27 protein-coding genes, 1 other RNA gene and 1 riboswitch are annotated in these 24510 nt (G+C 58.2%); of the genes, 10 read left to right on the plus strand and 18 right to left on the minus strand.

The genetic code is table 11. The annotated features are described in order from the left end of the window. Nucleotides 1-6 precede the first annotated feature (6 nt). From pta to D1823_RS17115, 3 genes are all read right to left on the minus strand, one after another. Nucleotides 7-1014 carry a phosphate acetyltransferase gene (gene pta, locus D1823_RS17105; protein ID WP_117872125.1) on the minus strand — a complete coding sequence of 336 codons (1008 nt, stop codon included), beginning with the start codon at nt 1012-1014 and terminating at the stop codon, nt 7-9. Between the two features lie 22 nt (nt 1015-1036). Beyond that, nucleotides 1037-2812: a sulfoacetaldehyde acetyltransferase gene (gene xsc / locus D1823_RS17110; protein ID WP_117872127.1), complete on the minus strand. Its 1776-nt coding sequence runs from the start codon at nt 2810-2812 to the stop codon at nt 1037-1039. A gap of 125 nt (nt 2813-2937) precedes the next feature. Then, a complete protein-coding gene (locus D1823_RS17115) occupies nt 2938-4398 on the minus strand; it encodes a PLP-dependent aminotransferase family protein (protein ID WP_117872129.1) in 1461 nt (486 codons plus the stop codon). Nucleotides 4399-4531: 133 nt separating this feature from the next. Between D1823_RS17115 and D1823_RS17120 the strand changes: the two genes are divergently transcribed. Both D1823_RS17120 and D1823_RS17125 read left to right on the plus strand, forming a co-directional pair. Then, the gene (locus tag D1823_RS17120) at nt 4532-4840 is read left to right on the plus strand and encodes a helix-turn-helix transcriptional regulator (RefSeq protein WP_117872131.1); all 309 of its coding nucleotides are present in this window, start codon (nt 4532-4534) and stop codon (nt 4838-4840) included. Next, entirely contained in the window at nt 4833-5864 is a 1032-nt protein-coding gene (locus tag D1823_RS17125) for a permease (RefSeq protein ID WP_117872132.1), read from the plus strand. Before D1823_RS17120 ends, D1823_RS17125 begins: the two co-directional genes overlap by 8 nt. A gap of 57 nt (nt 5865-5921) precedes the next feature. Here the strand turns inward: D1823_RS17125 and D1823_RS17130 are convergent, their stop codons facing one another. Together D1823_RS17130 and D1823_RS17135 are read right to left on the minus strand one after the other, a co-directional pair. Beyond that, a complete protein-coding gene (locus tag D1823_RS17130) occupies nt 5922-6311 on the minus strand; it encodes a hypothetical protein (protein WP_117872133.1) in 390 nt (129 codons plus the stop codon). Between the two features lie 51 nt (nt 6312-6362). Next, nucleotides 6363-7124, minus strand: a complete 762-nt coding sequence (locus tag D1823_RS17135) for a DUF1013 domain-containing protein (RefSeq protein ID WP_117872134.1) — start codon at nt 7122-7124, stop codon at nt 6363-6365. Between the two features lie 131 nt (nt 7125-7255). Between D1823_RS17135 and D1823_RS17140 the strand changes: the two genes are divergently transcribed. Next, nucleotides 7256-7885 carry a ribonuclease T2 gene (locus D1823_RS17140; RefSeq protein ID WP_117872135.1) on the plus strand — a complete coding sequence of 210 codons (630 nt, stop codon included), beginning with the start codon at nt 7256-7258 and terminating at the stop codon, nt 7883-7885. Here D1823_RS17140 and D1823_RS17145 read toward each other — a convergent pair. The 8 genes from D1823_RS17145 to D1823_RS17180 form a co-directional block, all read right to left on the minus strand. Then, entirely contained in the window at nt 7882-8370 is a 489-nt protein-coding gene (locus tag D1823_RS17145; protein ID WP_117872136.1) for a hypothetical protein, read from the minus strand. The two genes, D1823_RS17140 and D1823_RS17145, sit on opposite strands and share 4 nt — an antisense overlap. A gap of 137 nt (nt 8371-8507) precedes the next feature. Then, nucleotides 8508-9071: a histidine phosphatase family protein gene (locus D1823_RS17150; protein ID WP_117872137.1), complete on the minus strand. Its 564-nt coding sequence runs from the start codon at nt 9069-9071 to the stop codon at nt 8508-8510. Between the two features lie 79 nt (nt 9072-9150). Next, entirely contained in the window at nt 9151-9744 is a 594-nt protein-coding gene (gene recR / locus D1823_RS17155) for a recombination mediator RecR (protein WP_117872138.1), read from the minus strand. A 64-nt stretch (nt 9745-9808) separates the two neighbouring features. Then, entirely contained in the window at nt 9809-10162 is a 354-nt protein-coding gene (locus tag D1823_RS17160; protein ID WP_117872139.1) for a YbaB/EbfC family nucleoid-associated protein, read from the minus strand. Between the two features lie 290 nt (nt 10163-10452). Further along, a complete protein-coding gene (locus D1823_RS22325; protein ID WP_117872961.1) occupies nt 10453-10653 on the minus strand; it encodes a TauD/TfdA family dioxygenase in 201 nt (66 codons plus the stop codon). Nucleotides 10654-10760: 107 nt separating this feature from the next. Continuing rightward, nucleotides 10761-10913 carry a TauD/TfdA family dioxygenase gene (locus D1823_RS22330; RefSeq protein ID WP_117872141.1) on the minus strand — a complete coding sequence of 51 codons (153 nt, stop codon included), beginning with the start codon at nt 10911-10913 and terminating at the stop codon, nt 10761-10763. A gap of 75 nt (nt 10914-10988) precedes the next feature. Further along, nucleotides 10989-11234: a hypothetical protein gene (locus D1823_RS17175; RefSeq protein ID WP_117872142.1), complete on the minus strand. Its 246-nt coding sequence runs from the start codon at nt 11232-11234 to the stop codon at nt 10989-10991. Between the two features lie 87 nt (nt 11235-11321). Beyond that, nucleotides 11322-13085 carry a DNA polymerase III subunit gamma/tau gene (locus tag D1823_RS17180; protein WP_117872144.1) on the minus strand — a complete coding sequence of 588 codons (1764 nt, stop codon included), beginning with the start codon at nt 13083-13085 and terminating at the stop codon, nt 11322-11324. Nucleotides 13086-13256: 171 nt separating this feature from the next. Between D1823_RS17180 and D1823_RS17185 the strand changes: the two genes are divergently transcribed. Then, a complete protein-coding gene (locus D1823_RS17185; protein WP_117872146.1) occupies nt 13257-13769 on the plus strand; it encodes a dual specificity protein phosphatase family protein in 513 nt (170 codons plus the stop codon). On the opposite strand, the gene D1823_RS17190 is transcribed toward D1823_RS17185, so the two are convergent. After that, nucleotides 13761-14168, minus strand: coding sequence for a hypothetical protein (locus D1823_RS17190; protein ID WP_117872148.1), 408 nt, complete (start codon nt 14166-14168; stop codon nt 13761-13763). The two genes, D1823_RS17185 and D1823_RS17190, sit on opposite strands and share 9 nt — an antisense overlap. Nucleotides 14169-14258: 90 nt before the next feature. Next, a riboswitch (cobalamin riboswitch) is annotated at nt 14259-14480 on the minus strand. Between the two features lie 70 nt (nt 14481-14550). Here D1823_RS17190 and D1823_RS17195 point away from each other — a divergent pair. Further along, a complete protein-coding gene (locus D1823_RS17195; RefSeq protein ID WP_371415288.1) occupies nt 14551-15471 on the plus strand; it encodes a hypothetical protein in 921 nt (306 codons plus the stop codon). Nucleotides 15472-15510: 39 nt separating this feature from the next. Here the strand turns inward: D1823_RS17195 and rsgA are convergent, their stop codons facing one another. The 3 genes from rsgA to D1823_RS17210 all read right to left on the minus strand — a co-directional run bounded on the left by rsgA (nt 15511) and on the right by D1823_RS17210 (nt 18701). Then, a complete protein-coding gene (gene rsgA / locus D1823_RS17200) occupies nt 15511-16536 on the minus strand; it encodes a ribosome small subunit-dependent GTPase A (RefSeq protein WP_117872962.1) in 1026 nt (341 codons plus the stop codon). 158 nt (nt 16537-16694) lie between these two features. Further along, nucleotides 16695-16793: signal recognition particle sRNA small type (ffs, locus tag D1823_RS17205), an RNA gene on the minus strand. A 39-nt stretch (nt 16794-16832) separates the two neighbouring features. After that, nucleotides 16833-18701, minus strand: a complete 1869-nt coding sequence (locus D1823_RS17210; RefSeq protein WP_254683756.1) for a bifunctional 2',3'-cyclic-nucleotide 2'-phosphodiesterase/3'-nucleotidase — start codon at nt 18699-18701, stop codon at nt 16833-16835. Between the two features lie 182 nt (nt 18702-18883). Here D1823_RS17210 and nudC point away from each other — a divergent pair, with 182 nt between their 5' ends. From nudC to D1823_RS17225, 3 genes are read left to right on the plus strand one after another with little or no spacing between them, the layout of a single operon-like run. Continuing rightward, nucleotides 18884-19867, plus strand: a complete 984-nt coding sequence (nudC, locus tag D1823_RS17215) for an NAD(+) diphosphatase (RefSeq protein ID WP_117872152.1) — start codon at nt 18884-18886, stop codon at nt 19865-19867. 37 nt (nt 19868-19904) lie between these two features. Further along, nucleotides 19905-20372 carry an SRPBCC family protein gene (locus D1823_RS17220; protein ID WP_117872154.1) on the plus strand — a complete coding sequence of 156 codons (468 nt, stop codon included), beginning with the start codon at nt 19905-19907 and terminating at the stop codon, nt 20370-20372. A 49-nt stretch (nt 20373-20421) separates the two neighbouring features. Next, nucleotides 20422-20964 (plus strand): chloramphenicol phosphotransferase CPT family protein, encoded by a 543-nt coding sequence (locus D1823_RS17225; RefSeq protein ID WP_117872156.1) that lies wholly within the window; start codon nt 20422-20424, stop codon nt 20962-20964. Between the two features lie 4 nt (nt 20965-20968). Here the strand turns inward: D1823_RS17225 and D1823_RS17230 are convergent, their stop codons facing one another. Then, nucleotides 20969-21802, minus strand: a complete 834-nt coding sequence (locus tag D1823_RS17230; RefSeq protein ID WP_117872158.1) for a prephenate dehydratase — start codon at nt 21800-21802, stop codon at nt 20969-20971. Between the two features lie 120 nt (nt 21803-21922). Here D1823_RS17230 and D1823_RS17235 point away from each other — a divergent pair, with 120 nt between their 5' ends. Together D1823_RS17235 and D1823_RS17240 are read left to right on the plus strand one after the other, a co-directional pair. Continuing rightward, entirely contained in the window at nt 21923-22435 is a 513-nt protein-coding gene (locus tag D1823_RS17235) for a cytochrome c family protein (protein WP_117872964.1), read from the plus strand. A 170-nt stretch (nt 22436-22605) separates the two neighbouring features. Continuing rightward, nucleotides 22606-24510 (plus strand): extracellular solute-binding protein, encoded by a 1905-nt coding sequence (locus D1823_RS17240; protein ID WP_117872160.1) that lies wholly within the window; start codon nt 22606-22608, stop codon nt 24508-24510.

The following is a 24510-nucleotide window of genomic DNA, read 5'->3' on the forward strand; positions in this document are numbered from 1 at the left end:
TGGGCTTTATTCCCTGATAGCTTGCAGTGCGGTCACGGCGATCATCTGGGTCACATCTTCGGCGCTGCATCCGCGGGACAGGTCGTTGGCAGGCTGGGCCAGCCCCTGCAAAACCGGGCCGATCGCGGCATAGCCACCCAGCCTTTGAGTGATCTTGTAGCCGATATTGCCGGCGTCGAGATTGGGAAAGACCATCACGTTGGCCTGACCGGCGACCGAAGATCCGGGCGATTTGCGATCCCCGACCGAGGGCACGAAGGCCGCGTCGAACTGAAGCTCGCCATCGACCTCGAGATCCGGGGAAATCTGGCGCAGTGTTTCGGTGGCTTCGATCACCTTGTCTACATCGGGATGGCTTGCGCTGCCCTTGGTCGAGAAGCTGAGCATGGCGATTTTGGGGTCAACCCTCAGCAGTGCCCGCGCCGACTTGGCCGAGGCGACGGCAATTTTGCTCAACTCGTCGGCGCTGGGATCGATGACCAGACCGCAGTCCGAATAGAGCATTGCCCGCGCTCCGGGCTGTGCGTTTTCCGGCGGGTACATCAGGAAAAAGGACGATACCATTCCTGCATCCGGGGCCATGCCGATCACCTGAATGGCCGCGCGTACAATGTTTCCGGTCGTGTGAACGGCGCCACCTACGGTTCCAGTGGCCCGCCCGCTGCGTACCAGCATGGCGGCATAGACAGGCGGTGTTTCAACGGCGGCACGGGCCTTGGTTGGATCGACGCCCTTGTGTTGGCGCAGTTCAAAATAGGTTTGGGCAAATTCCTCGGTCAGGTCCGAGGTCGCCGGGTCGTGAACCATGACACTCTCAGAGGGAGCGGCATTCTGGTTTTTGAGGGCGGCTTCGACTTCGGCTTGTGGGCCGACCAGAATGACATCAGCCAGCCCGGTCTGCTGGGCGGCCAGCGCCCCCGCAACAACGCGGGGATCACTGCCTTCGCATAAAGAAATCACAGGGCGGGAGGCCGGGGCGCTCTGACGCAACAGCTCAATGGGTGTCATTGTCATACGCTCTGGCCTCGTCCTTTGATCAAGCTTCCTGATCTTTCATTTCGTCGGCTGAGATTCCGGCGACTGCGACGGGTTTTTTCATTGCGTCGCGGCGGAAGGGTTCGCCGAGTTCCTGGTTGATCAGGGCCTCGATCAGCGTGGTGATGCCGTTCTTCTGGTCCTCGATCGCTTGGTTCAGCGCCGCGGTCAGCTCGTCCTGGGTGCGGGCAACGACGCCCTTCAGACCACAGGCCTGCGCAATACCGGCGTAAGACACTTTGGTGTCCAGCTCGGTGCCCACGAAGTTGTCGTCAAACCACAGGGTCGAGTTGCGCTTTTCCGCGCCCCACTGATAGTTGCGGAAGACGATCTGGGTCACGGCAGGCCATTCCTCGCGGCCGATCGCGGTCAGTTCGTTCACCGCGATGCCGAATGCACCATCACCGGCAAAGCCCACAACCGGAACGTCCGGGCAGCCGATCTTGGCGCCGACGATGGCGGGCAGCCCATAGCCGCAGGGGCCGAACAGGCCCGGCGCCAGGTACTTGCGGCCCTCTTCAAACGACGGATAGGCGTTGCCGATGGCGCAGTTGTTGCCGATATCGGACGAGATGATCGCCTCTTTCGGCAGCGCCGCCTGAATCGCGCGCCACGCCATGCGCGGGCTCATCCAGTCCGGCTTGGCGTCACGGGCGCGCTGGTTCCAGGTGGTGCCCGGATCGTCATCCTCGTGGGTCATCGAGGTCAGCTCCTGCGCCCAGGCGGATTTTTTCTGCGCAATGCGTTCCTTGCGCTCCTTGCGGCCTTCGTCACCGGCGGTGTCGCTCAGCTGGGCCAGAATGCCTTGGGCCACCTTGGCCGCATCACCGACGATACCGACGGTGACAGTTTTGGTCAGGCCGATGCGGTCGGGGTTGATGTCGACCTGGATGATCTTGGCATTCGCCGGCCAGTATTCCATGCCATAGCCCGGCAGGGTCGAGAACGGGTTCAGACGGGTGCCAAGACACAGAACAACATCAGCCTCGCTGATCAGCTCCATCCCGGCCTTCGAACCGTTATAGCCCAGAGGGCCGGCAAACAGCGGGTGGTTGCCGGGGAAGGCGTCGTTGTGCTGATAGCCGACGCAGACCGGCGCATTCAGACGCTCGGCCAGTGCCTTCGACGCCTCGATCCCGCCCTTGGACAGGACAACGCCCGCACCGTTCAGGATAACGGGGTTCTTGGCGTTCGACAGCAGCTCGGCCGCCTGTGCCACGGCGGTTTCGCCGCCCGAGGGGCGTTCGAAATCGACGATGGCGGGCAGATCAACATCGATCACCTGAGTCCACATATCACGCGGGATGTTCAGCTGAGCCGGCGCGCTGGCGCGCTTGGCCTGCATGATCACACGGTTCAGAACCTCGCAGACGCGGGTCGGGTCGCGGACCTCTTCCTGATAGGCGACCATGTCCTCGAACAGCTTCATCTGCTCGACTTCCTGGAAGCCGCCCTGACCGATGGTCTTGTTCGCCGCCTGCGGCGTCACCAGCAGCAGCGGGGTGTGGTTCCAGTAAGCCGTCTTCACGGCGGTCACGAAATTGGTGATGCCGGGGCCGTTCTGCGCAATCATCATCGACATCTTGCCGGTCGCTCGGGTATAGCCATCCGCCATCATCCCCGCACTGCCTTCATGAGCACAGTCCCAGAACATGATCCCGGCCTTCGGGAACAAATCAGAGATCGGCATCATCGCAGATCCAATGATCCCAAACGCATGCTCAATCCCGTGCATCTGCAGAACCTTAACAAACGCCTCTTCCGTCGTCATCTTCATGTGGGTGTTCTCCAACCAAGAGTGAGTGAAACCGGGCACTGTGCCCGGCGTTTGATATGGTTTTGGCGCAAGGGTGCGACCTGCGTTAGGGCCAAATCGAAAGCCGGATTAGGTCCAGATGGTGCTTAAACGGCCCGAATTGCGTCTGCGATCAGTTTCACACCGGGCGCGATGCGGTCAGTTGGAATTGAGGAGTAGCCAAGGCGGTAGAAATTCCGTGGCCTGTCCGGTCCCGAGAAAAACGACGCACCCGGTTCAATGTGAACACCCTGGTTTTGCAGTCTTAATGCCAGTTGCGTTGTGTCGACATGCTCAGGGGCTGACATCCACATTGAAGAACCGCCAATCACACCCCGTCCAGCCACGGTCAGCCCACTTTCCGCGATGGCTTTGTCCATCGCGTCGCGCCGCTCTTGCAAAGCTTTCGACATACGCCGAATTTGCGCGTCGTAGTGGCCCAACGACAGGAAATACGCCGCCGTGCGCTGAATGTGGCCTGGTGGGTGGCGCAGGACCAATGAGCGAAGCGCACGTGCCTCGCGGATAAAAGGTTCTGAGCCGACCATGTACCCGAGTCGCAACCCTGGAAACAGCGACTTGGAAAAGCTGCCGACGTAAATCACGCGGCCATCCCGATCCATGGATTTCAGTGCCGGCGAAGGCGCACCCCGAAAGGCCATTTCAAACTCATAGTCATCCTCGACAACCATCGCGTCGAGATCGCGTGCTCGATCCAGCAATTGGTTGCGGCGGTCGATCGGCATCGTCGCGGTCGTCGGGCTTTGATGGCTGGGGGTGGTAAAGATGACGTCAGCTTCGTCAGGAATCGTGTCGGGCGGCAATCCGTCCCGATCGACACTCAAGGGTGTGACGGCGCAGTCCCAATGGTTCAGAAGGCTTCGAAGCGCGTAGTAGCAAGGGTCTTCTATGACGGCGGTACGGTTATGGGTCAGCAAAATGCGCGATGCCAGCCAGAGCGCGTTCTGTGCGCCTAGGGTAATCAATATCTCTTCAGGGCGGGCTGCGATGCCACGGCGTGGTAGAGTGTGTCGGGCAATAAATTCGATCAACAACGGATCATCCTGATCCACGTAATCTCCGGTCAGTGAATCGAAATCTTTATGCCCCAACGCGCGGACGGCGCATAACCTCCAGTTGGCGTGGTCAAACAAAGTCCGGTCGGCCTGCCCGTAGATGAACGGGTAACGGTACTCTCGCCAGTCGCTGGGTTTTGGCAGAACGTCACTGTCCAGAAAGCGGCGTGCCAATGCTTTGTCCCAATCAATGGATTCGGTGCCGCGCTGGACAGGCGAATACTTGGGAGGGACCGGTGCGTTATGCGATACGTAATATCCTGATCGCCCCTTGGCCGTCAGATAATCATTGGCCAACAATTCGGTATACGCCAGCGTCACCGTAATTCGGCTGACACCCAGATGTGCGGCCAGTTTGCGTGACGAAGGTAGTTTTTCTCCGACGTGAAAGCGACCGGACAAGATGCCTTCGGCAATCATCTGCTGGATCTGGGCCTGCAACGTGCCCTGACCATTGAGTTCAAGAAAGAATGTATCGACCGAAATCCCCATGCCTGCTTATAGGGTGGACTTAAGGCTGGGGCAATCTGGACTTACATCGCAGTCACGATATTTTAACAGAGAGGTTGACCGGAGAGTTCCTTAAGTCTAAATAACTAGAAATCTAGTTTATTGGAGATAACCGTTGTGGGAAGCTGCTGCTGCCGGATTTTCGGCCATGGGCTCTGAAGCCCGGCTGAAAGTCCTCAAGACCCTGGTCAGGGCCGGTGAAGCCGGATTGACCGTTGGCGAGATACAGGATCGGACGGGGATCGCCCCGTCGACCCTGGCCCATCACCTGCGGTTTCTTGCGGCCGGTGGTGTGGTCGAACAGGAAAGGGTCGGTCGAACCACGATCAACCGGGCCAGTTACGACGAATTGAGAAATCTTGCGCAATTCATTCTCAGCGAGTGTTGCGCCGACGAAGTTGGAAAGGCTGCGAACGATGGCTGAGTTGACACAGAATCCGCGCGAGACTGCCAAAGGGGTATTGGACCTGATCAAGACACCCTGGACGCTGATCGTTGTCATTCTTGCGGCGGTGGCAATCCTGGATCCCGGCAATCTGCGCGAGGTGGTGACATTTGCAGCCAAAGCCTTGGCACATACAGGGCAATACATTCTGTTTGCAGTGCTTCTGCTATCCTACCTTAAGGCGACCGGCGCAGAGGTGATGGTGGCGCGCGCCTTTGCGGGGCGTGAGACCCGGATGATCTTTCTGGCCGCTCTGTTCGGTGGTCTTGCACCATTTTGTTCCTGCGAGGTCATTCCCTTTATCGCCGGCCTTCTGGCCTTAGGTGCTCCGTTGTCCGCGGTCATGGCATTCTGGCTCAGTTCACCCTTGATCGACCCGCCGACGCTTTTGATCACAGCCGGTGCGCTGGGATGGCCCTTTGCCATCGGTAAGGCCGTCGCGGCGGTTGCGCTTGGTTTGTTCGGTGGATTCTCGGTTCGGCTGCTGATGCGCAAAGGTGCGTTTGCCCAGCCCCTGCGGGAATACAAGCCCGCTGGGTGCTGCGGGTGTGGTCCGAAAACGGACGACAAACCGGTCTGGAAATTCTGGCAGGAACCCGCGCGCCGGGCCCGGTTTCGTTCGGAATTCGTGCACAACGGTTTGTTCCTGTTGAAATGGCTTGCACTGGCCTATGTGCTTGAGGCTCTGCTGGTTAACTATGTGCCTGCCGACCTGATTGCCGGCGTGGTCGGCGGAGAAGGCGTGCTGCCGATCATCGTTGCTGCGCTGGTGGGTATGCCGGCCTACCTGAACTCCTACGTGGCGCCGCCCCTGCTGGCGGGGTTGATAGAGCAAGGTATGACAGCAGGTGCTGCCATGTCGTTCATGGTTGCCGGAGCCGTCAGTTCCATTCCGGCGATGGCCGCGGTCTGGTCTTTGGTCAAACCGCGCGTCTTTGCAACCTATCTGATCCTGGGCGTCGGTGGTGCGATCGTGGCAGGCATCATCTTTCAAATGGTATGAACGCAAAAGCCGCCCGGTGTCAGCATCGGGCGGCTTTTATCCCTTCGGTTCCGTCGATCAACTGCCTTCGCAGAGACGTGGCAGTTTGAACCGGTACCGGGCTTCACCGCTTTGGACATAGACGCGTTTTTCGACACAGGCCGTCGTGCCTACGGTCTGCGAAACCTGCGCATCCGTAGAGGTAATCGACGTGGCGGAACCATCCGGCAGGCGAACCGAAGCCACGACGCCATTCTTCAGGTCTCCGTTCACCGGCGTTGCAGACAGTACCGGGACGATCAGGAACGCCTCATGCTCGTGTTCGCCTTCATCTCCCAATAGAAACAATGTCGCAACGATGGCAATCATGACAACACCGGCAGCCAGGCCAAGCCCCCACGTTTTAAGAAAGGCATAGATTGTGACGGCGCGATGCGGGCCAAAAACCGCAGATAAAACATTCAGCATGGCAAGTCCGTGAAAAAAGCCCCAGCCGTTCTGGCCGAGGCTGTTTGCGCGTTACGGGCGAAGATCGTCTTCGTCTTCTTCATCCGCCCCACCTTTGGGCAGGTTGAAGAAGCTGTCTGCGTCGATGATCGGCTCGTCGTCTTTCTCTTTGGACGGTTCGTCGGACAGCGAGAAAGTTTCCAGACCTTCAATTGCGGTCGGGATCTTCGGCGCTGCGTCCATTTCCAGCGACTGCTCGGTCGACACCAGCTTGCGACGTTCGTCGTCGCTCATCACGCCGCCTTCAGCCGCTTTCTTGGCTGCCGCTTTCTGTACGGCGGTGTCCAGCTCGGACTGCTTGCACAGACCCAGAGCAACCGGATCAATCGGCTGCATGTTGGAGATGTTCCAGTGCGTGCGTTCGCGGATCGACTGGATGGTCGGTTTCGTGGTGCCTACCAGCTTGGCAATCTGGCCATCGCTGAGTTCCGGGTGAAACTTGACCAGCCACAGGATCGAGTTCGGACGGTCCTGACGTTTCGACAGTGGCGTGTATCGCGGACCGCGACGCTTTTCTTCGCCAGCGGCTGACGGGTTGAACTTGAGCTTCAACTTGTGAAGCGGGTTGTTCTGTGCCGCTTCGATCTCGTCCTGGGTCAGCTGGTTGTTGGCGATCGGGTCAAAGCCTTTTACGCCGGCGGCGACGTCACCATCAGCGATACCCTGCACTTCCAACTCGTGCATTCCTACGAAATCCGCGATCTGCTTGAAGCTGATCGTGGTGTTGTCCACCAGCCATACGGCGGTTGCCTTGGCCATAAGCGGTTTTGCCATCAGCCCGTCTCCTATACATACATCTGTCCCGTCGCCGGAATTCGGCGGCCCCTTGGTTCTTGGGGCAGGTTTCCGTTGTCGGGGAACTTGGCCCGTATATAGTCGCGCAAAGGCAAGAAGGGAAGAGGCGAATGCGCTGGGTAGTTTTGTGGGTCTTCAGCGCGGTGGCTGCGCTGGCCGAGGGCGAAAAGGCAGGCGAGTTTGACTACTACGTTCTGTCGCTGAGCTGGTCGCCCAACTGGTGCGCCCGCGAAGGAGATGCGCGCGGATCGGATCAATGCGATTCACGCCATGATCACGGTTGGGTTCTGCACGGGCTGTGGCCTCAGTTCCATCAGGGCTGGCCGTCCTACTGCCGTACCTCCGCAAGCCCACCTTCGCGCCGCATGACGCGGGAAATGGAGGATATTCAGGGCAGTTCCGGCCTTGCCTGGCATCAATGGAAGAAACACGGCACATGTTCGGGATTGTCGGCGTCCGACTACTTTGCCCTGTCCCGGCGGGCTTATGAAGCGGTCGAGCACCCTCAGGTGTTCCGCAAGCTGGATTCATCCGTCAAACTGCCCGCTTCGGTGGTCGAGGAGGCATTCCTGAAAGCCAACCCGGAGTTGGAGCGCGACATGATCACGATCACCTGCAAACAGGGCTATATCGAAGAGGTCCGCGTGTGCCTGTCGCGCGATCTGGATTCCGTGCCCTGCGGTCGGGACGTGATCCGTGATTGCACCGCCAAGGACGCGCTCTTTGATCCGATTCGTTAGAGCTTTTTGTTCTGACAGTCCCGCGCATAGTCCAAAGCCTTGGCGGTCCCTTTGAGGTCAATGGCCATCACCACCTCACCTGCCGGATTGTAGACCGTCATTGTCTTGTTCTGAGCGATGGCGTTCACGAAGCTCCGATCGGTGAAAAACACGGTCGCGCCCGGCACGTCGCGTTCGTTGAACCCGATGGCCGTGGCATCATGGCTTTTGCCGTCAAGATCGAACCGGATCGGGTAACTCTCACCCTGCTTAATGTCGCCCCAAGCCTTGTTGTAGACGGCGAAGTACCCGCGATTGTCCAGTGCGTCATAGCCAAGGCGCACCACCGAGAGATCCTGATACACCGTCTGGATCAGGCACCCGTTGCCAAGTGCGGGGTCCATCATGATGTTCCAGCCTTCGACGTAGCCTTTGTCGATCAGCTCTTGTGAAAGGGCGGCGGTGGCAGAAAATGTAGCAAAAGCAAGCGCAAGAAGACGGGTCATGAGGAGTGCTCCAAAGTATTCGCTGAGTTTATCTATCCTTAGAGCAGTTTAGTGATCATCCAAAGTTGCTTTTTTGAACTATGGCTGTCCCGGTATTGAAAGCGAGACAAACCTGAATTCGAGCCCAATCCATGAGCTCAGCTCAATATGGTTTCAATGCCGTTAGCAAGGTGAAACACGCACCCTTGTGTTCTCGGTAGCCGTAGCAGAGTGTCCAAATCCAGGCCCAACCAAAGCCCTCTCAGCACCAATGATGTAACGCCATGGGTTACGATGATCGCTGGCTCAACCTGTTCCTTCAGAAAAGAATCTACGCGACCGCAGATGTCATCCAAGTTCTCTCCGCCCGGGCTGCGAAAATACCAATGATAGCTTTCATAGGAACAGTCGATTTGCTCTCGGATGAAATCCCTCGTTGCACCTTCCCATTGTCCAAACGCGATTTCCATAAGCCGATCGTCATGTATCACCTCATGATGAGGTGAGGTTGCCAAACGCGCGGTGTGTTTAGCCCGTTCCTGTGGGCTGGCATAAACACGCGATGGTGCATCCGGGACTTGTTTGAGTATCTCGTTTTGTTTTCGAGCCTGAGACTTGCCATTTTCCGTCAACGGAGAATCCTTGCGCCCTTGGAACTTACCCTGAGTGTTCCACTCGGTTTCGCCATGTCTCAGGACAAAAAGATCTGGATACTTGCTCAAGATGCGTACCTCAATTTAATGCCCGAGGGGTGTTGTTCTTACTGGCGTTAAAATAGGGGTGCGGTTTGACAAAGCTGATTTAGATCTCTTTCCGCGCCCGCAGCGCCGCCGTAATCGTCCCGTCATCCAGATAATCCAGCTCTCCGCCGATCGGCACACCTTGGGCCAAAGAGGTCAGGCGCACCTGACCCTCCAGTTGGTCTGCAATGTAGTGGGCGGTTGTCTGGCCATCGACGGTCGCGTTGAGCGCCAAAATGACCTCGGTAATCCCTTCGGCCATGACCCGGTCCCTGAGTCGGGGAATGCGCAGTTCGTCCGGGCCGACCCCGTCCAGCGCCGACAGCGTGCCACCCAGAACATGATAGCGGCCTTTGAAAACACCGGCGCGCTCCATCGCCCAGAGGTCGGCGACGTCTTCGACCACGCACAGTTCTCCGGTCGCGCGGACCTCGGTGTCGCAGATATCGCAGATGTCAGTAGTGCCCACGTTACCGCAATTCAGGCATTCCCGGGCGGTGATCGCGACCTGCTGCATGGCATCAGACAGGGGTGTCAGCAGCAGGGCACGTTTGCGGATCAGATGCAGAACGGCGCGGCGGGCCGAGCGTGGGCCGAGGCCCGGCAGCTTGGCCATCAGGTCGATCAGATTGTCTATATCGCTGTTGGAACTCAACCCGGGCGCTCCTGCAAAAGGGCCAGGCCCAGGTGCCCGGCCGATGATCCGTCAGGAGGGTGTATCAGAACGGCAGCTTGATGTCTGCGGGCAGGCCCATGCTTTCGGTCAGTTTTGCCATCTCGGCCTGCGAGCGTTCGGTGGCCTTGGTCTGCGCGTCCTTGATGGCGGCCAGGATCAGGTCTTCGACCACTTCCTTGTCGTCACCGTTGAAGATGGACGGATCGATATCCAGACCTTTGAGTTCACCTTTGGCGGTCGCAGTTGCTTTGACCAGGCCAGCACCGGATTCGCCGACAACCATCATGTTGTTCAACTCTTCCTGCATATCGGTCATCTTGGTTTGCAGGTCCTGCGCGGATTTCATCATCTTGGCCATGTCGCCCAGACCGCCAAGCCCGCCGAGTCCTTTCAGCATAGTATTCTCCTGTGTCTCCGTTTGCGCTCTAGATACGGGCAGCGGCCACATCGCACAAGGGTTGTCCCGCCCGTCGTCAAGGTCTTTGGCAAGACCTTTCCTCCCGTTGGGCCCGGCAGCGCATGGGCCGTGCCCATGCGCTGCCGGGCCCAAGGCCGCTCAGGGGTATCGGCGCAGCCGATAGACCGTGGCGGGCGCGGGAGGGTTGGTTCTTATTTTTCTCGAACGCGGTTTGAACCTTCGGCGTCGCTGACAGAGCAGCAAATGGATTTCAGGGTTCCTGGGTGGTATTAGTTCCAGAGACGGCCGCGATGCATCGTGGCGCGTTCGTCCCAGATGAGAACGTCGCCGACTGACCGTTGGTGGGAATAGACTTGTTCGGGCTGCGTGCAGAACGTGATTGCGTTGTCCAGCAGGGTCTGACCTTCATGATGCCCTATCCCTTCGATAGCAAAGGCATGCGAAGCGATGAATTCAGGATTTGGCCAGATCGCGCGCCATTAGCAATCCTGCCATCTGGTCATTTTTGACAGTTCGGCCAAATCGGCTGAAATCTTTGATCGGGAATGAGACAACCGGTGCCAGATAATGGCATCCTTCAGTGTATTTTCAGTTGATCCGGCATATCTGCCCACGCCGCTAGGGCCGATGCGAGCTCGGTCGGGTTACCCGACGGGAGCACGGCCTTGGCCGTCAGAATGTTGATCAGTGCAGGCGTCGGCAGGAACATACTGTCCGTGTGCCGCAACATATCACAACAAATTTGCCTGCAAATCCAGCAAGCGCAGATCGTCCTTTGAGCAAAGGCTGTCTTTTGTTTTCTAGGTCAGTTCGGAAATCTGAAATTCAAAGTCGTGTGCCGCCGCCACGGCTCTTCTATTCTCCAACGGCCAAACAGTTCGGCGATGCGAACATGGTATGTATCCGGGATTGATTGTTTGGGAAACAGCAACGCTGAGTGGGTTTCGAACGCCTGCCGAATATCAGGATACAAGGTATCACCTGCAACTTCGCGCAGGTCGATGTCGTGAACAATCAATTCGAAAAGTGGATGCAGTGGTGACGCTCGCATGAAATCCCTCGCTCACGTTGTGGAACGGTGTAATCACGGGAAGAGTCGATGAGTATCACTTGTGACACGAGATGACGGGTGGCAAGGTCAGTCTTCCTCGAACGGGTCCCACTCGTCTTCAACTTCGGGAAGAGCTTCGGTCTCGACCTTGGCGGCGCGTTGTTCCGGCGTCTCGATATTGGTGATTCTCGCCTTGGGGAATTGCGCCAGCACAGCCTGAACCAAAGGGTGTTGTTCAGCCTCGGATTTCAGTGCCAGCTCGGCCTCGTCCCGTATTTCCCCAATTGTGGGTGCATCCCCATCCGAGACAATCGAGACCGCCCACCGGTTTCCTGTCCAGCGTTGCAAGGCAGAGCCCAGCCGTGGAGCCAGATCCGCCGGTGCTTGAGCGGCGGGTGTGAATTCGATTCGTCCGGGCTGATAGGACACGAGGCGCACGCCGTTTTCCACCTCAACCAGCAACTTCACGTCGCGATTGGTCCGGATCAGTTCGACCACGTGGTCGAAGGTCGGGTACCGCGCAAGGGCCGTTTGAGCATCCTGCGCCAGAGCTGCAACCGGCGCACCACCGGCACCGCGAGGGGGCGACGCGTAGGCAGGCGGATGGGCCGCGCCAGCTTGCGTTGGAACCGCACCCTGTCTGGCTATGGGCACGCCGCCGTTGGGCCCGCCCTGCGGCGGTGGCGGGGTATCCTGCAATCGCTTGATCAGCTCTTCGGGGCTGGGCAAATCAGCCACATGAGTCAGGCGGATAACGGCCATTTCAGCGGCCATCATCGCGTTGGGGGCAGCGGAGACTTCCTCGAGCGCCTTCAGCAGCATTTGCCACATCCGGGTCAGGACCCGCATCGGCAGAGCCTCGGCCATGAGTTGGCCCCGGGTCCGTTCGTCCGGAGAAACCGTCGGGTCCTGGGCCGCGTCAGGTGTGATCTTTACGACGGACACCCAGTGCGTGATCTCGGCCAGGTCGCGCAGCACCGCCAGCGGGTCCGCGCCTTCGGCGTATTGCCCACTCAACTCGGTAAGTGCGCCCGCGGCGTCGCCGCGCAGGATCATATCCATAAGGTCCAGAACGCGGCCACGGTCCGCCAGTCCAAGCATTGCACGGACCTGATCGGCGGTCGTCTCGCCAGCCCCGTGCGATATCGCCTGATCCAGCAACGAGGTCGCGTCCCGGGCCGATCCTTCCGCTGCTCGGGTGATCAGTGCCAGCGCGTCTTCGGCAATCTGGGCGCTTTCCGCTTCGGCGATCTTGCTCAGAAGGCCAATCATGTCTTCGGGTTCAATCCGGCGCAGGTCGAAGCGCTGGCATCGGGACAGTACTGTGACAGGCACTTTGCGGATTTCAGTGGTCGCGAAGATGAACTTCACGTGCGCAGGCGGTTCTTCCAGCGTCTTGAGCAGCGCGTTGAAAGCACTGGTCGAGAGCATGTGAACCTCGTCGATGATATAAATCTTGTAACGCGCGCTGGCGGCGCGATAGCGCACGCTGTCGATGATCTCGCGGATATCGTTGACGCCTGTGCGGCTGGCGGCGTCCATCTCCATCACGTCGACATGGCGACCTTCCATGATGGCGACACAGTGTTCGCACTGACCGCAGGGCTCGGTTGTGGGGCCACCGGTTCCGTCCGGACCGATGCAATTCATGCCCTTGGCGATGATCCTCGCGGTCGTGGTTTTGCCGGTGCCGCGAATGCCGGTCATGATGAAGGCCTGCGCGATCCGATCAGCCGCGAACGCGTTTTTCAGGGTGCGCACCATGGCATCCTGACCCACCAGATCGGCAAAGGTTTCCGGGCGATATTTGCGGGCGAGAACCTGATAGGCGGGGCTGGAGCTGTCTGTCATGTCTTCTCGTTGGGATTCGGTGCTTGGGCACAGCGTAGTGGCCACCGCTGCCCGCGTCCACAGCGTGGTGTCATGATTTTTGATTTAGAAACGAGTCGCTTTCGCACTAAACTGCGTTAGCAGATTTAATGACTCATTTTTGTAAAGAGTTCTTCGGGGAGGACACGTTTCATGTCGCAGCTGGTGATCTACGCCCTGCAAGTCGGAGGCGGAACGCTTGCACTGACCTCGATGCCCGGACGTGGCGGGGATTATTTCAGCGATCTGGATACGATCGCAGCCTGGCAGCCGGGGCTTGTTGTATCGATGACAACGGATGTCGAGATGCTTCAGGATGGCGCGAAGGATTTCGGCAGCGACATTCAAAGCCGCGCCAGCCGATGGGTTCACCTTCCGATCGAAGATTTCGGAGCGCCGACACAGGCGATTCAGGACGCGTGGCCGTCTGTCAGCGCCGCAGCCCGGCACGCGCTGTCAGGTGGAGGTCGCGTTTTGGTGCACTGCCGTGGGGGCTGTGGCAGGTCAGGTATGGTTGTTCTGCGGCTGATGGTCGAATGCGGCGAACGCGCGGACACAGCGCTGGAACGATTGCGGGCGGTACGTCCTTGCGCTGTCGAAACGGATGCGCAACTGGCCTGGGCCTCTCGGCGTGCCCAGGCACGGGTCAGTCTGGAATCAGATTGACATCTGCGCGGGCGCGCAAACGGGTTTTCGAGGCCGGATCGTGGAAACCTGGATCATCGCGCAGGGTGGGTTTTTCACGACGCCGGATGGCATCGCACTGAACGTGTTTCCGAAGATCAAGTCGGCATAGCCGTTCAGGGGCTCAATTGCGGCTTCGGGCTGCGTCCCGCAAAAGATACGAATGCTGTCTGATCGCGCGCGGAAAATTGCATGGCATCCTTCGGCGCAATGCGACAGCTCACTGCTGCCCTCAACCTCCAAATCGTCACTTGTGGCCAAGGTCGCCTGTGTCACGGCTTCGGATATCGAGCGCGCCAGCCGCGCCAAAGCGGGGCAGGTTTTGCCCGTCCGCTGACATACTGTTGCACTGTATTCATGCGTTTTTGTCTTCCAGATCATCCTGCGCCCTCCGCGCGTGGCGGACAGGATATTTGGGACAGGTGGGACAGCGTGATGCCGTCAAGACCTGCCCGGACACCCCGCCCGAGTTTCGGTTTTGTTTCCGATGGCAGGTCTCCTGACTTGCGGGTCATTGCTTTGCCGACCTTCCCGGCCATTGGGCCAGTGGTGTTTTGGCATCGCTTACCGCTTACAGTTGCGGGGGCAGTCGCGGATTTGGTTGTTGCCTGTATGAACAGACATTACCGCACCGTGTTCCCTTTTCATCCCGACCCCTTGTGGAGGCCGGAAACCATCACACAACCGCTAGCGTTTGAGCACGCACCGAGTCAAGCCGATCTTTTGACCGGACGCTTGGTCATGCTGGATACGATGTTGGTTCATGCATAGTGTCGAGGGTGTTGAGGTTCGGAAACCGGATTTACCAAGCGAAAAGCCAGAGATCATGTTGGATACAGAGCAAACGGTATTGACCGAGGAGTTTCGCTTTCCGTCCGGGCAGAAAACGCTGTCCGCCCGATTGTATAGCCCGGTAACTTCGCCCGAAATCGTCTTCGTGCTGAACAGTGCAACGGGTGTGCCGCGTGATTATTACCGTCATTTCGCACGATGGCTTGCCGCTGAGAAGGGCATGGCCTGCCTGACCTATGACTATAGGGATTATGGGTATTCTTTAACGGGCCGCCTGAAAGATTCGCGTGCGACCATGGCGGATTGGGCCTTGATCGACATGCCCGCGGCACGGGCGGAAATGCGTCGGCGATACCCGAATGCGAAACACTGGACCATCGGCCATTCCGTCGGCGCGATGTTGGGGCCAGTACAACCGGATATCGATCTGATTGACCGGATGATCTGTGTGTGTTCGGGGCTTGTGACCCTAAGCGACCATCCGTGGCCCTATCGGGGTTTGGCAGGGTTGTTCTGGTACGGCCATGCCCCGCTTTTGGCCCGAGCACTTGGCTACCTTCCCGGAAAGGCGATAGGGTTTGGCTCGGACCTGCCGGCATCGGTCTATTGGCAGTGGCGCAAATGGTGTACAGCGTCGTTAAGCTATGTACCTGAAGTCGGGCGTGACTTACCTGCGGCGCACTGGGAGGAAACTGGAGTGCCCGTGGATTTGTTTGCATTCGAGGACGACCAGATGGTGCCGCCGGAAGCGGTTTGGCGGCTTGCGGATCTTTACGGCCCCGATGCCAACCGTCACCTGCTCAGCCCCGCCGATTTCGGGTTGCCTGAGGTTGGTCATATCGGAGCATTTGCCCGGCGCAACGCAGCGGTTTGGCCGCGACTGATCGCTTGACCAGACGCGGCGCAGGACGGGCCGGGCACCGTCCAACCATCACCGGTTGCGAAGTTTCTTTTCCTTCATGACGCCACGGACCATCTTACCGAACGCTTTGTCCCGCGCGCGGGACTGTGCGACTGTTTCAGAGTTGCGCCGATCTTCGCGCCGAAGCTTGCGCCACCGGTCCAGTCTCACCGGATCAAGCGTGCCGTGACTGATCGCCGTTTGCACGGCACATCCGGGCTCGGAGTTGTGCTGGCAATCCGCAAAACGGCAGTCCCGGCTCAACTCGGCAAGGTCCGAGAAAACTTCGTCGATCCCGTCCCGAGCGTCCAGCAGGCGCAACGCGCGCATTCCGGGTGTATCGATCAACCAGCCGCCGTTGCGCATCTGGTGCAGTGCGCGTGCGGTCGTTGTGTGCCGGCCCCGCGCGTCATCCTCGCGAATGCCCGACGTGGTGAGATCCTGACCGGTCATGGAATTGGCAAGTGTCGTCTTGCCAACGCCCGACGAGCCAACCAGCGCTCCGGTTTGGCTTTTGGAGCACCAGGACAGAACCTTTTCAACTTCTGCTGGGTCCAGCGCGTTGATCGCCAGAACCGTCAAGAACGGGTCCAGTGATTGCACCTGCCCTGAGAAACTGTCAGGGTCCTCTGATTTGTCGGCCTTTGTCAGAACAACGACCGAGTAACACCCGGCCTGATGCGCAAGCGCCAGATATCGTTCCAGCCGGGGCAGGTTGAAATCGGCATTGCACGAGCTGACGATGAACAGCACATCGACATTGGCTGCGATCAGTTGCGTCGCGGCACCTGAACCGGCAGCGCGTCGGTGCAGCAGGCTGCGCCGGTCGAGCAAATGGCGCACGCGTTTGTCGTCGTCGGTGAGAACCCAATCGCCAACGGCATAGCTGCCGGTTGACTGATCGAGGGTCAGCAACGGGACTTCACCATCCGGGTTCAGCCCGATCAGGCGGTCCCGATGAACGGAAGTGATGCGAAAAGGTGTGCAGGAAGGATAAGCCGCGTGTTGCGCAGCAAAGTGAGAGGACCATCCCAGGTCCGAAAGTGTAAGAAACATTGGTCTGCCTGTCGTCAGAAACAGTACTCCCGACGGATGGCGATCGCTCATCCCCGGGTCATGTGTTCAGGCAGTCAGTTGATACCGTGAGGTCAGAACCGTGCTGCCCGAAGGGTCTTTTCTACAATCATAAAGCCCTCCTGCGGCTAAGGTTCGAAAAGTGAGAGGTTGGACATCGACCCAAGCGGGGCTCGTTGTGGCTGCTTCCTTCCGGACCTGACCAGGTTGGCGAGGCGCTCGCCCGCGCCAACCTCTCGACTCTGGATATAGGGAAGGCTTCGGCAAATGACAACCCGTCAGAGCGTCAGGCGAATGCGTGCAAAACCGGTTTCGTCAGGTTCTAGAATCTTGGGGTCAAGCATGTTCAATTCGTCAATATACTTCAAAGCACCGGGACCAGTCCGAAGAATAGTCGTCATCCCGGATTTCGGCATCAGAGAGAACGGATAAGGTTGCCGGGCCAATGGGTCGGGTGGCAGGCGGTGCGTCATGTAGTCTCGCAAAATGTCCCGGATATCCAGCGCGGGCAGATTGATGGCCAGGGCCGATGACATATACGGGAAATGTCCACCACCGCTTGCGCGATAATTATCGAGAGCAACGACAAACACCTGATCCGACCGCACGGCTTGGCCCGCGCAAGTCAGATGATGCACCCGCCTGTGACCGGGATGGATCATTTGCCCCCCGACATCGTATCGCGGCGGTTGCGACGGGTCGATCTGATAGGACAAGCCAAAGATGATATCAAAATTGTACCCCGCCCGATCCCGGTCGAACAGTTCTGCCTCGGCATCGGGGAATTGTTGGTTGAATGCACTGGCTGACATCTCCAACCATTCCAGCAACTGCGCGCCTGTGATCTGGATCGCGCGCAACTCATTGGGGAAGACATGCAGATCCGCAACGTGCCGCAGACAGATTTCACCGGCCGGAACGTCCGTGTAATACCGAGGGCCAGAGCGCCCGCCGCATTTGGCTGGCGACACGGCTGACAACAGTGGCAGCTCTGCAAGCGCGGTGCCGTGTAAAAAGGGGCGCAACGCGGCTGCTTGTGCGGCGGCAACAAGCGTCAGTCCACGATCCGGTGCACAGAAACTGAAATAGCTGTGCAATGTGTCCGAGACGCGCGCAACGGGCGCGGCCATGTCCTGACGGGTCTGCTGATGTGCGGGTTCAACTAGTTGCGCGATTTCCAAGTCTTCGCCAATAGCGGTGCCGCCCACGGAAACCGGGCGCAATTCAGCGTGGCTGTCAACAACACGCAGCCCCGACTGGGCCTGTAGGGTAACGGCTAAATCAATTACTCCAAGATATGCGCCTGCCGAGCCGGGCATGACAACCGGCGTACCATGCACCAGCCCTTTCGCGTAATCCACATTCGGGGTTTGGGCGCTGGTGCGTGCGGGAAGGATCAGGTGAGTGTGCCCGGCGACAACAGCGTCGATGCCCTCAATCGCGGCCAGGGGAATGACGGCATTCTCGGTGTCGGCCGCTGTGTCCGGGTTTCCAAGCCCGGAATGGGCGAGCGCCACGATCAGATCGCACCCTTTTTCGCGCAAGAAATTCGTCAGGGACCGTGCCGCGACAACAATGTCGTCCGCCACTACGGTTTCGTTCAGATTATGTTCTTCCCAACGTGTTGTTTGCGGTGGAAGAACCGAAAACACGCCAACGCGAATGGGTATGCCCTTGTTTCCTGCCGGTATGATGCGGTCAAGGATCGCAAAACGCTGCCATGATTGTATTTCTCCGGACCGATGAAGATTGCCGCACAGAACCGGGCACGGGGCTTGTGCAAGGGTCTTGTCCAATGATGGCAGCCCGAACCCGAAATCATGGTTGCCAAGACCAATCGCATCATAACCCAGTGCCTTGAATGCCAGCATCATCGGATGGCGAGTGTCGTTCCGAACGGCCCATTCGCCCATCGGTGTTCCCTGGAGCGAGTCCCCGTTGTCGAACATCAGCACCAGTGCGTCTGTGGCCTCGTGTCGGGCCTTGCGGATCAGGCTGGCGGTGCGAGTCAACCCAAGTGTTGGGTCTGGTGTGTCCGTGTAATAGTCAAAACCGGTCAGATGCATATGCAGGTCGGAGGTGGCAAGAATACGAATACGCCCACGGTTTTCCGTGGGTTGAACCTGCGTCGATGGGTTTTGCTTCACTTTTGTTGTTCTGCTTTTGAATGTGGTAATGGGCTAAAATCATCGAAACGCAATTTAGATGATTTTTCCGAGGCCGCCATGCGGCTTTTCGGCGGCGCGTCTCTGCGTTTTGCGCTTTGAATTGCCATTGCAACATGGCCTGAGACATGGCAGCCCTTGGCGCAAGACCAGAAGGAAATCCAATGAAAAACGCAGAGCAGGTGACTTTTGGCGGCTCGGGTCTGAATCGGGCAGCGCATCTTCGTGGGGATTCGGAGAAGCTGTCCGAGATGGCGCGCAGCCCTGCCGCGCGATGCATATTGCTGTGGCGAGGTAAACTTCTGGTAGTGGGTGAAGCGCTGGATCAGCTTGCCCTGACGGAGATGACCCACCCGCTGGTCAGAGATGGCCCTGGCGGAGTAATCGAAGCACCGTTTTTTCTTGGCCTGAGCGCAGAGGGCGCACCCTTGTTTGCGGCGGATATCTCGGCTTGGGCGGCAGAGGGGCTGGACCTGACCGGCTTGGGAGAGTTCGTGGACAGATCCGAACAGCAGCACCCGGATTTGCCGGAAGGGCATGTCTTTGCCGAGCTTCGCCGGATCATGACACGATTGTCGCCCCGTGATGCCGAACTGGCCGCATCGGCCAAGGCGGTTATCGGTTGGCACGAAACACATCGCTTCTGTGCCCGCTGCGGCGCAGCCAGTGATGTGTCACAAGGTGGGTGGCAGCGCAGTTGTCCGTCTTGCGGTGGGCAGCATTTCCCGCGCACGGATCCGGTTGTGATCATGCTGATTACGCATGGGGACAGTGTGCTTATGGGACGATCTCCGGGGTGGCCCGAGGGGATGTTTTCCTTGCTGGCGGGATTTGTCGAACCCGGCGAAACGCTGGAAGCAGCGGTGCGCCGCGAAGTGATGGAAGAGGCAGGCGTACCTGTAGGTGCGGTGTCTTACCTGTCCAGCCAGCCTTGGCCGTTTCCGGCATCCCTGATGTTCGGATGCGCAGGCGAGGCCCTGTCGCGCGACATCGTGATCGATCCGGTCGAGATCGAAGAGGCAATGTGGGTCAGCAAATCCGAAATGATGCAGGCGTTTGCCGGCGAACATCCCCGGTTGTTGCCAGCTCGCAAGGGGGCTATCGCTCATTTTCTGCTTCAGAACTGGCTTGCGGATACGCTGGACTGAGGGAAAACTGGTGAAGCCATAAACAGCAAAGGTCACTATGCAGTTTTCAGCGCGGGAAGATATCGAAGCCCCTATCAATTCGGTGTTCGACATGGTGTCGGATTTCGAGAGGTTCGAGCGTATGGCGATGCGTCGTGGCATCGACGTGCGGCGCCTGGGCGCGGATGCAATGGTGACTGCTGGCGCCGAATGGAAAACGGAATTCAGGTTGCGTGGAAAGCCGCGTCAGATGTCGGTGGTGATGACGGACTATGACAAACCGTCGCAAATGCGGTTTGAAGCTGCCAGCAAGGGAATAACCGGCCTGACGACAGTAGATTTTCTGGCCCTGTCCCCGCGCCGGACACGCCTGAGCGTTGAGATGTCCTTGGCCGCAAAATCCTTGCCCGCGCGGTTGCTGTTGCAATCCATGAAGCTTGGACAGTCAAAGTTCCGCAAGCAATTCCAGGTGCGGTTCAGCGAGTTTGCGCGTGAGTTGGAACTGCGCCACCTGCACGGGGCGTGAACGGCGTCCGCTGGGCTGAACGGGGCAAGGCTTGGGGAAGAAACCTAGGATGTCGCACATTATTTTTCTGCATGGCGCATCAAGCAGCGGAAAATCGACGATCGCACAGGCTTTGCAGCAGAAGATAGAGAAGCCGTTCTGGCATATCTCGATCGACCACTTGCGCGATTCTGGAGTTCTGCCGCTGGAGCGCTATCGCCGTGGTGAGTTCGATTGGTCCGACGACAGATCAGCTGTCTTTGATGGGTTTCATCAATCGCTGGCTGCTTATGCGGCCTCGGGCAACAATCTGATTTTGGAACATATTCTGGATACGCCGGGGTGGGTCAAAGAACTGCACGACCTCTTCCGCCCGTTTGATGTTCTGTTCGTAGCTGTCCATTGCCCGGTTCCCGAGTTGAACGCGCGCGAACGATTGCGCGGCGACCGTCCGGTGGGAAGCGCCCAACGTGACCAATCCATGATCCACGCTGGCAGAGTTTACGATGTCGAGATTGATTCGATGGACGGCATCGGGGCAAACGTGCAGACAATTCTTCAAGCATGGCGCAGTGATCTGCGCCAATCGGAATTCAGCCTGCCTTTCGAGTGACCTGTCAGCCGCGAGGATGGGCCGCAGGGTAGACGCCAAGAACCTCGACGTTGGTCGTGAAGTGTTCCAGCTCGTCCATGGCCAGTTGCACGTTACGGTCTTCGGGATGACCAACGATGTCGGCATAAAACTGCGTTGCTGTGAAGGACCCGTCGACCATATAGCTTTCCAGCTTGGTCATGTTGATCCCGTTCGTGGCAAAGCCGCCCATTGCCTTGTACAGCGCAGCCGGGATGTTGCGGACCTGAAACACGAAGCTGGTGATCATTCCATACTCACCCCGACGGGATAAATCCGCCTCTTGTGACATGACAAGGAAACGGGTCGTGTTGTCGTCATTGTCCTCGATGTGGCGGGCCAGGACGTTCAGGTCGTAGATTTCAGCCGCAAGCTCACTGGCCAGAGCGGCGGAATGCAAATCCCCGATTTCGGCCACTTCGCGCGCGGCGCGGGCATTGTCGGGACTGACTCGGCCGCGAATACCGTGTTCTTTCAGGAAGCCGGAACATTGCGGCAGCAGCACCAGATGCGAATGCGCTTCGGTGATATCTTCCAGTTTTGCACCCGGTACACCAAGAAGGTTGATGTGAACGCGTACAAAGGCCTCATCGATAATGTGCAGGCCGCTATGCGGCAGCAGCCGGTGAATGTCGGCAACCCGACCATAGGTCGTGTTTTCGACTGGCAGCATCGCCAGATCGGCCGCGCCCGAGCGAACTGATTCGATCACATCCTCGAATGTGCGGCAGGGCAGGGCCTCCATTTCGGGTCGTGCGTTGCGGCAGGCCTCGTGACTGTAGGCGCCGGGTTCACCCTGAAAAGCAATGCGATTGGTCATTTGGTCGATTCCATGCAACAAGTTCGCGATTTGGTCGTTTCGTCGCGGTGTCTATACCTTGCCTCTCGCAAGTGGAAGCCTTAGACACCTGCCCAGACAGCTGAAATGGACACGCGATCAATGTTCGACACGATGACAGTTACCAAGGCCGCCGCAGGCCTGTTCGGCACTTTCCTGGTGCTGCTTCTGGCCAAATGGGGGGCGGATGTCCTCTATGCTTCCGGTGGCCATGGCTCGGCTGAGGCCGCCTACATTATCGAAACCGAAAGCTCGGGCGAAAGCGCCGACGGCGAAGAAGTGGTCTTCGAAGACCTGCTGGCCGCCGCTGACGTCGAGAAGGGCGCGAAAGTATTCCGCAAGTGCACCGCGTGTCACAAGCTGGAAGACGGGGCGAATGGAACCGGCCCTTACCTGTATGGCGTAGTTGATCGCCCGGTTGCCTCGGCAAAAGGTTTCACCGGTTACTCAGCCAGCATGCAGGCCCATGGCGGCAACTGGACGCCCGAAGCGCTGGATGCCTTCCTGGAACGCCCAAGCGCCTATATCTCGGGAACATCGATGAGTTTTGCTGGCTTGAAAAAACCTCAGGACCGCGCGGACTTGATTGCTTATCTGCAGACAATTGGCAACTGATTGCCTGAGAGACCATTGAAGTTCAGAGCCGCTGCCCCGCGCAGCGGCTTTTTTTGTCTGAAGGGAACTTCACAAAGCGCTCACGCATTCTAAACTTGAAACTGTGAGCGTTGGCACTTTAGCTAGCGTATGCGACATAAAAGATTACAATAACCCAGAGGATGAGCCCCATGATATCCCTAATGCCTGCTGCACGTGATCTTAAGGTCAGGCCATTGGCTGGCATATTCGGGCTTTGTGCTGTTCTGCTCTCTTCGCAAGCCGCATTGGCTTTGGATGAGGGGGTTACCCGCAGTCATGGATATTCGTATTTCGGCAATCTGGATTACCCTGCTGACTATCCGCATCTGAAATATGTGAATCCAGATGCGCCCAAAGGTGGTGAGTTGTCCTTGGCGGCTTCAGGGACGTTCGATTCCCTGAACCCCTATTCCCGCAAGGGGCGCGCAGGCGCCTTGACGACGCTGCAATATGATCGCCTGTTCGAAAGCTCTGATGACGGCGTCGGGCAGTATTACGGCGTATTGGCGGAAAGTCTGGAATATGATGAAGGGCGCAAATACGTCATTTTCCATTTGCGACCCGAAGCAACCTTTTGGGATGGCACCCCGGTGACGGCAGAGGACGTTGTCTACAGCCACCGTCTGTTCATTGAGCAGGGCCTGCCCTCATACGCGCAAGCCGTAGGCCGCATGGTGACAGGGGCCGAAGCGCTGGATGACAACACGGTCAAGTTCTCGTTCAACCCCGAAGTCACCCGCCGCAGTTTGATCGAGACAGTAGGGTCAACCCCTGTATTTTCAAAAGCATGGTTCGAGGCGGATGAGTCCCGACGTCTGGATGAGCCGCGACTGGAAGTGGCGGTCGGCTCAGGCCCCTATAAACTCGACAGCTATGACATCAATCGCCGCATCGTTTACAAGCGACGTGACGACTATTGGGGTAAAGATCTGCCATTCAATGTTGGTCGCAACAATTTCGATACGATCCGCGTCGAGTATTTCGGCGATCAGACAGCGGCGTTCGAAGGCTTCAAAGCTGGAGAATACACGCTGCGGATTGAAAGTGACCCCAAGCTTTGGGCGACGGCGTATGATTTTCCGAAGCTGAACGAAGGTGTGATCGTTAAGGATGAGATTCCGGATGGCAGCCCGCCGACACCGTCAGGCTTCGTCTTCAACCTCGGAAAACCGCAGTTTGCCGACAAGAACGTCCGAAAGGCCCTTGCCTTGGCCTTCAATTTCGAATGGGCGAATGAATCCTTGCTGTTTGGTCTGAATTCACCGCGCAATTCCTTTACACAAGGCACCCCGCTTGAAGCGCATGGTCTGCCCGAGGGCGATGAACTGGCGTTTCTTCAGGTGCTGGGTGAAGTTGTGCCAGAGGATTTTCTTTCGGAACCTGCTGTGATGGCCCATGAGTCAAACCCCGCGCGCCTGAACGACCGGAGAAATCTGCGCAAAGCCGCGAAACTGCTGGACGAGGCTGGGTGGGCGGTCGGCGATGGCAACGTGCGGCGCAACGCGGAAGGGCAGACGCTCAGGGTGGATTTCCCGTATCCTTCAAACCTGCCGACATCGACGGCCACGATGATTGAAACCTATGTCCAGAACCTGCAAGCCATGGGCGTGGATGCGTCTGCAGAAAAGGTTGACCCGGCGCAATACACGCTGCGCAGTCGCGAGCGGGACTATGACATGGTCTATTCCACACGATACGGGTCGTTTCTTTCGACCGGTGGCGGGTTGAGTCAGATGTATGGGTCAGAAGAGGCCGCATTCAGCCTTTTCAACCCTGCCGGATTGGCCAGCCCTTTGGTTGATGCTATCATCGAAGCTTCCTTCGAAACCGACAATCAGGCGGATCAGGATACGGCATTGAAGGCGTTGGATCGCGCCCTCAGGTATGAGTTCTTCGTAATCCCTGTAGGATACATCGCTGACCACTGGGCGGCCTATTACGATATGTATGAATACCCTGAAAACCTGCCACCTTATTCGCTGGGCTATCTGGATCTGTGGTGGATCAATCCGGAAAAAGAGGCTGCACTGAAAGCGAAAGGCGCGCTGCGATAA

Source organism: Ruegeria sp. AD91A (assembly GCF_003443535.1).
Lineage (GTDB): Bacteria > Pseudomonadota > Alphaproteobacteria > Rhodobacterales > Rhodobacteraceae > Ruegeria.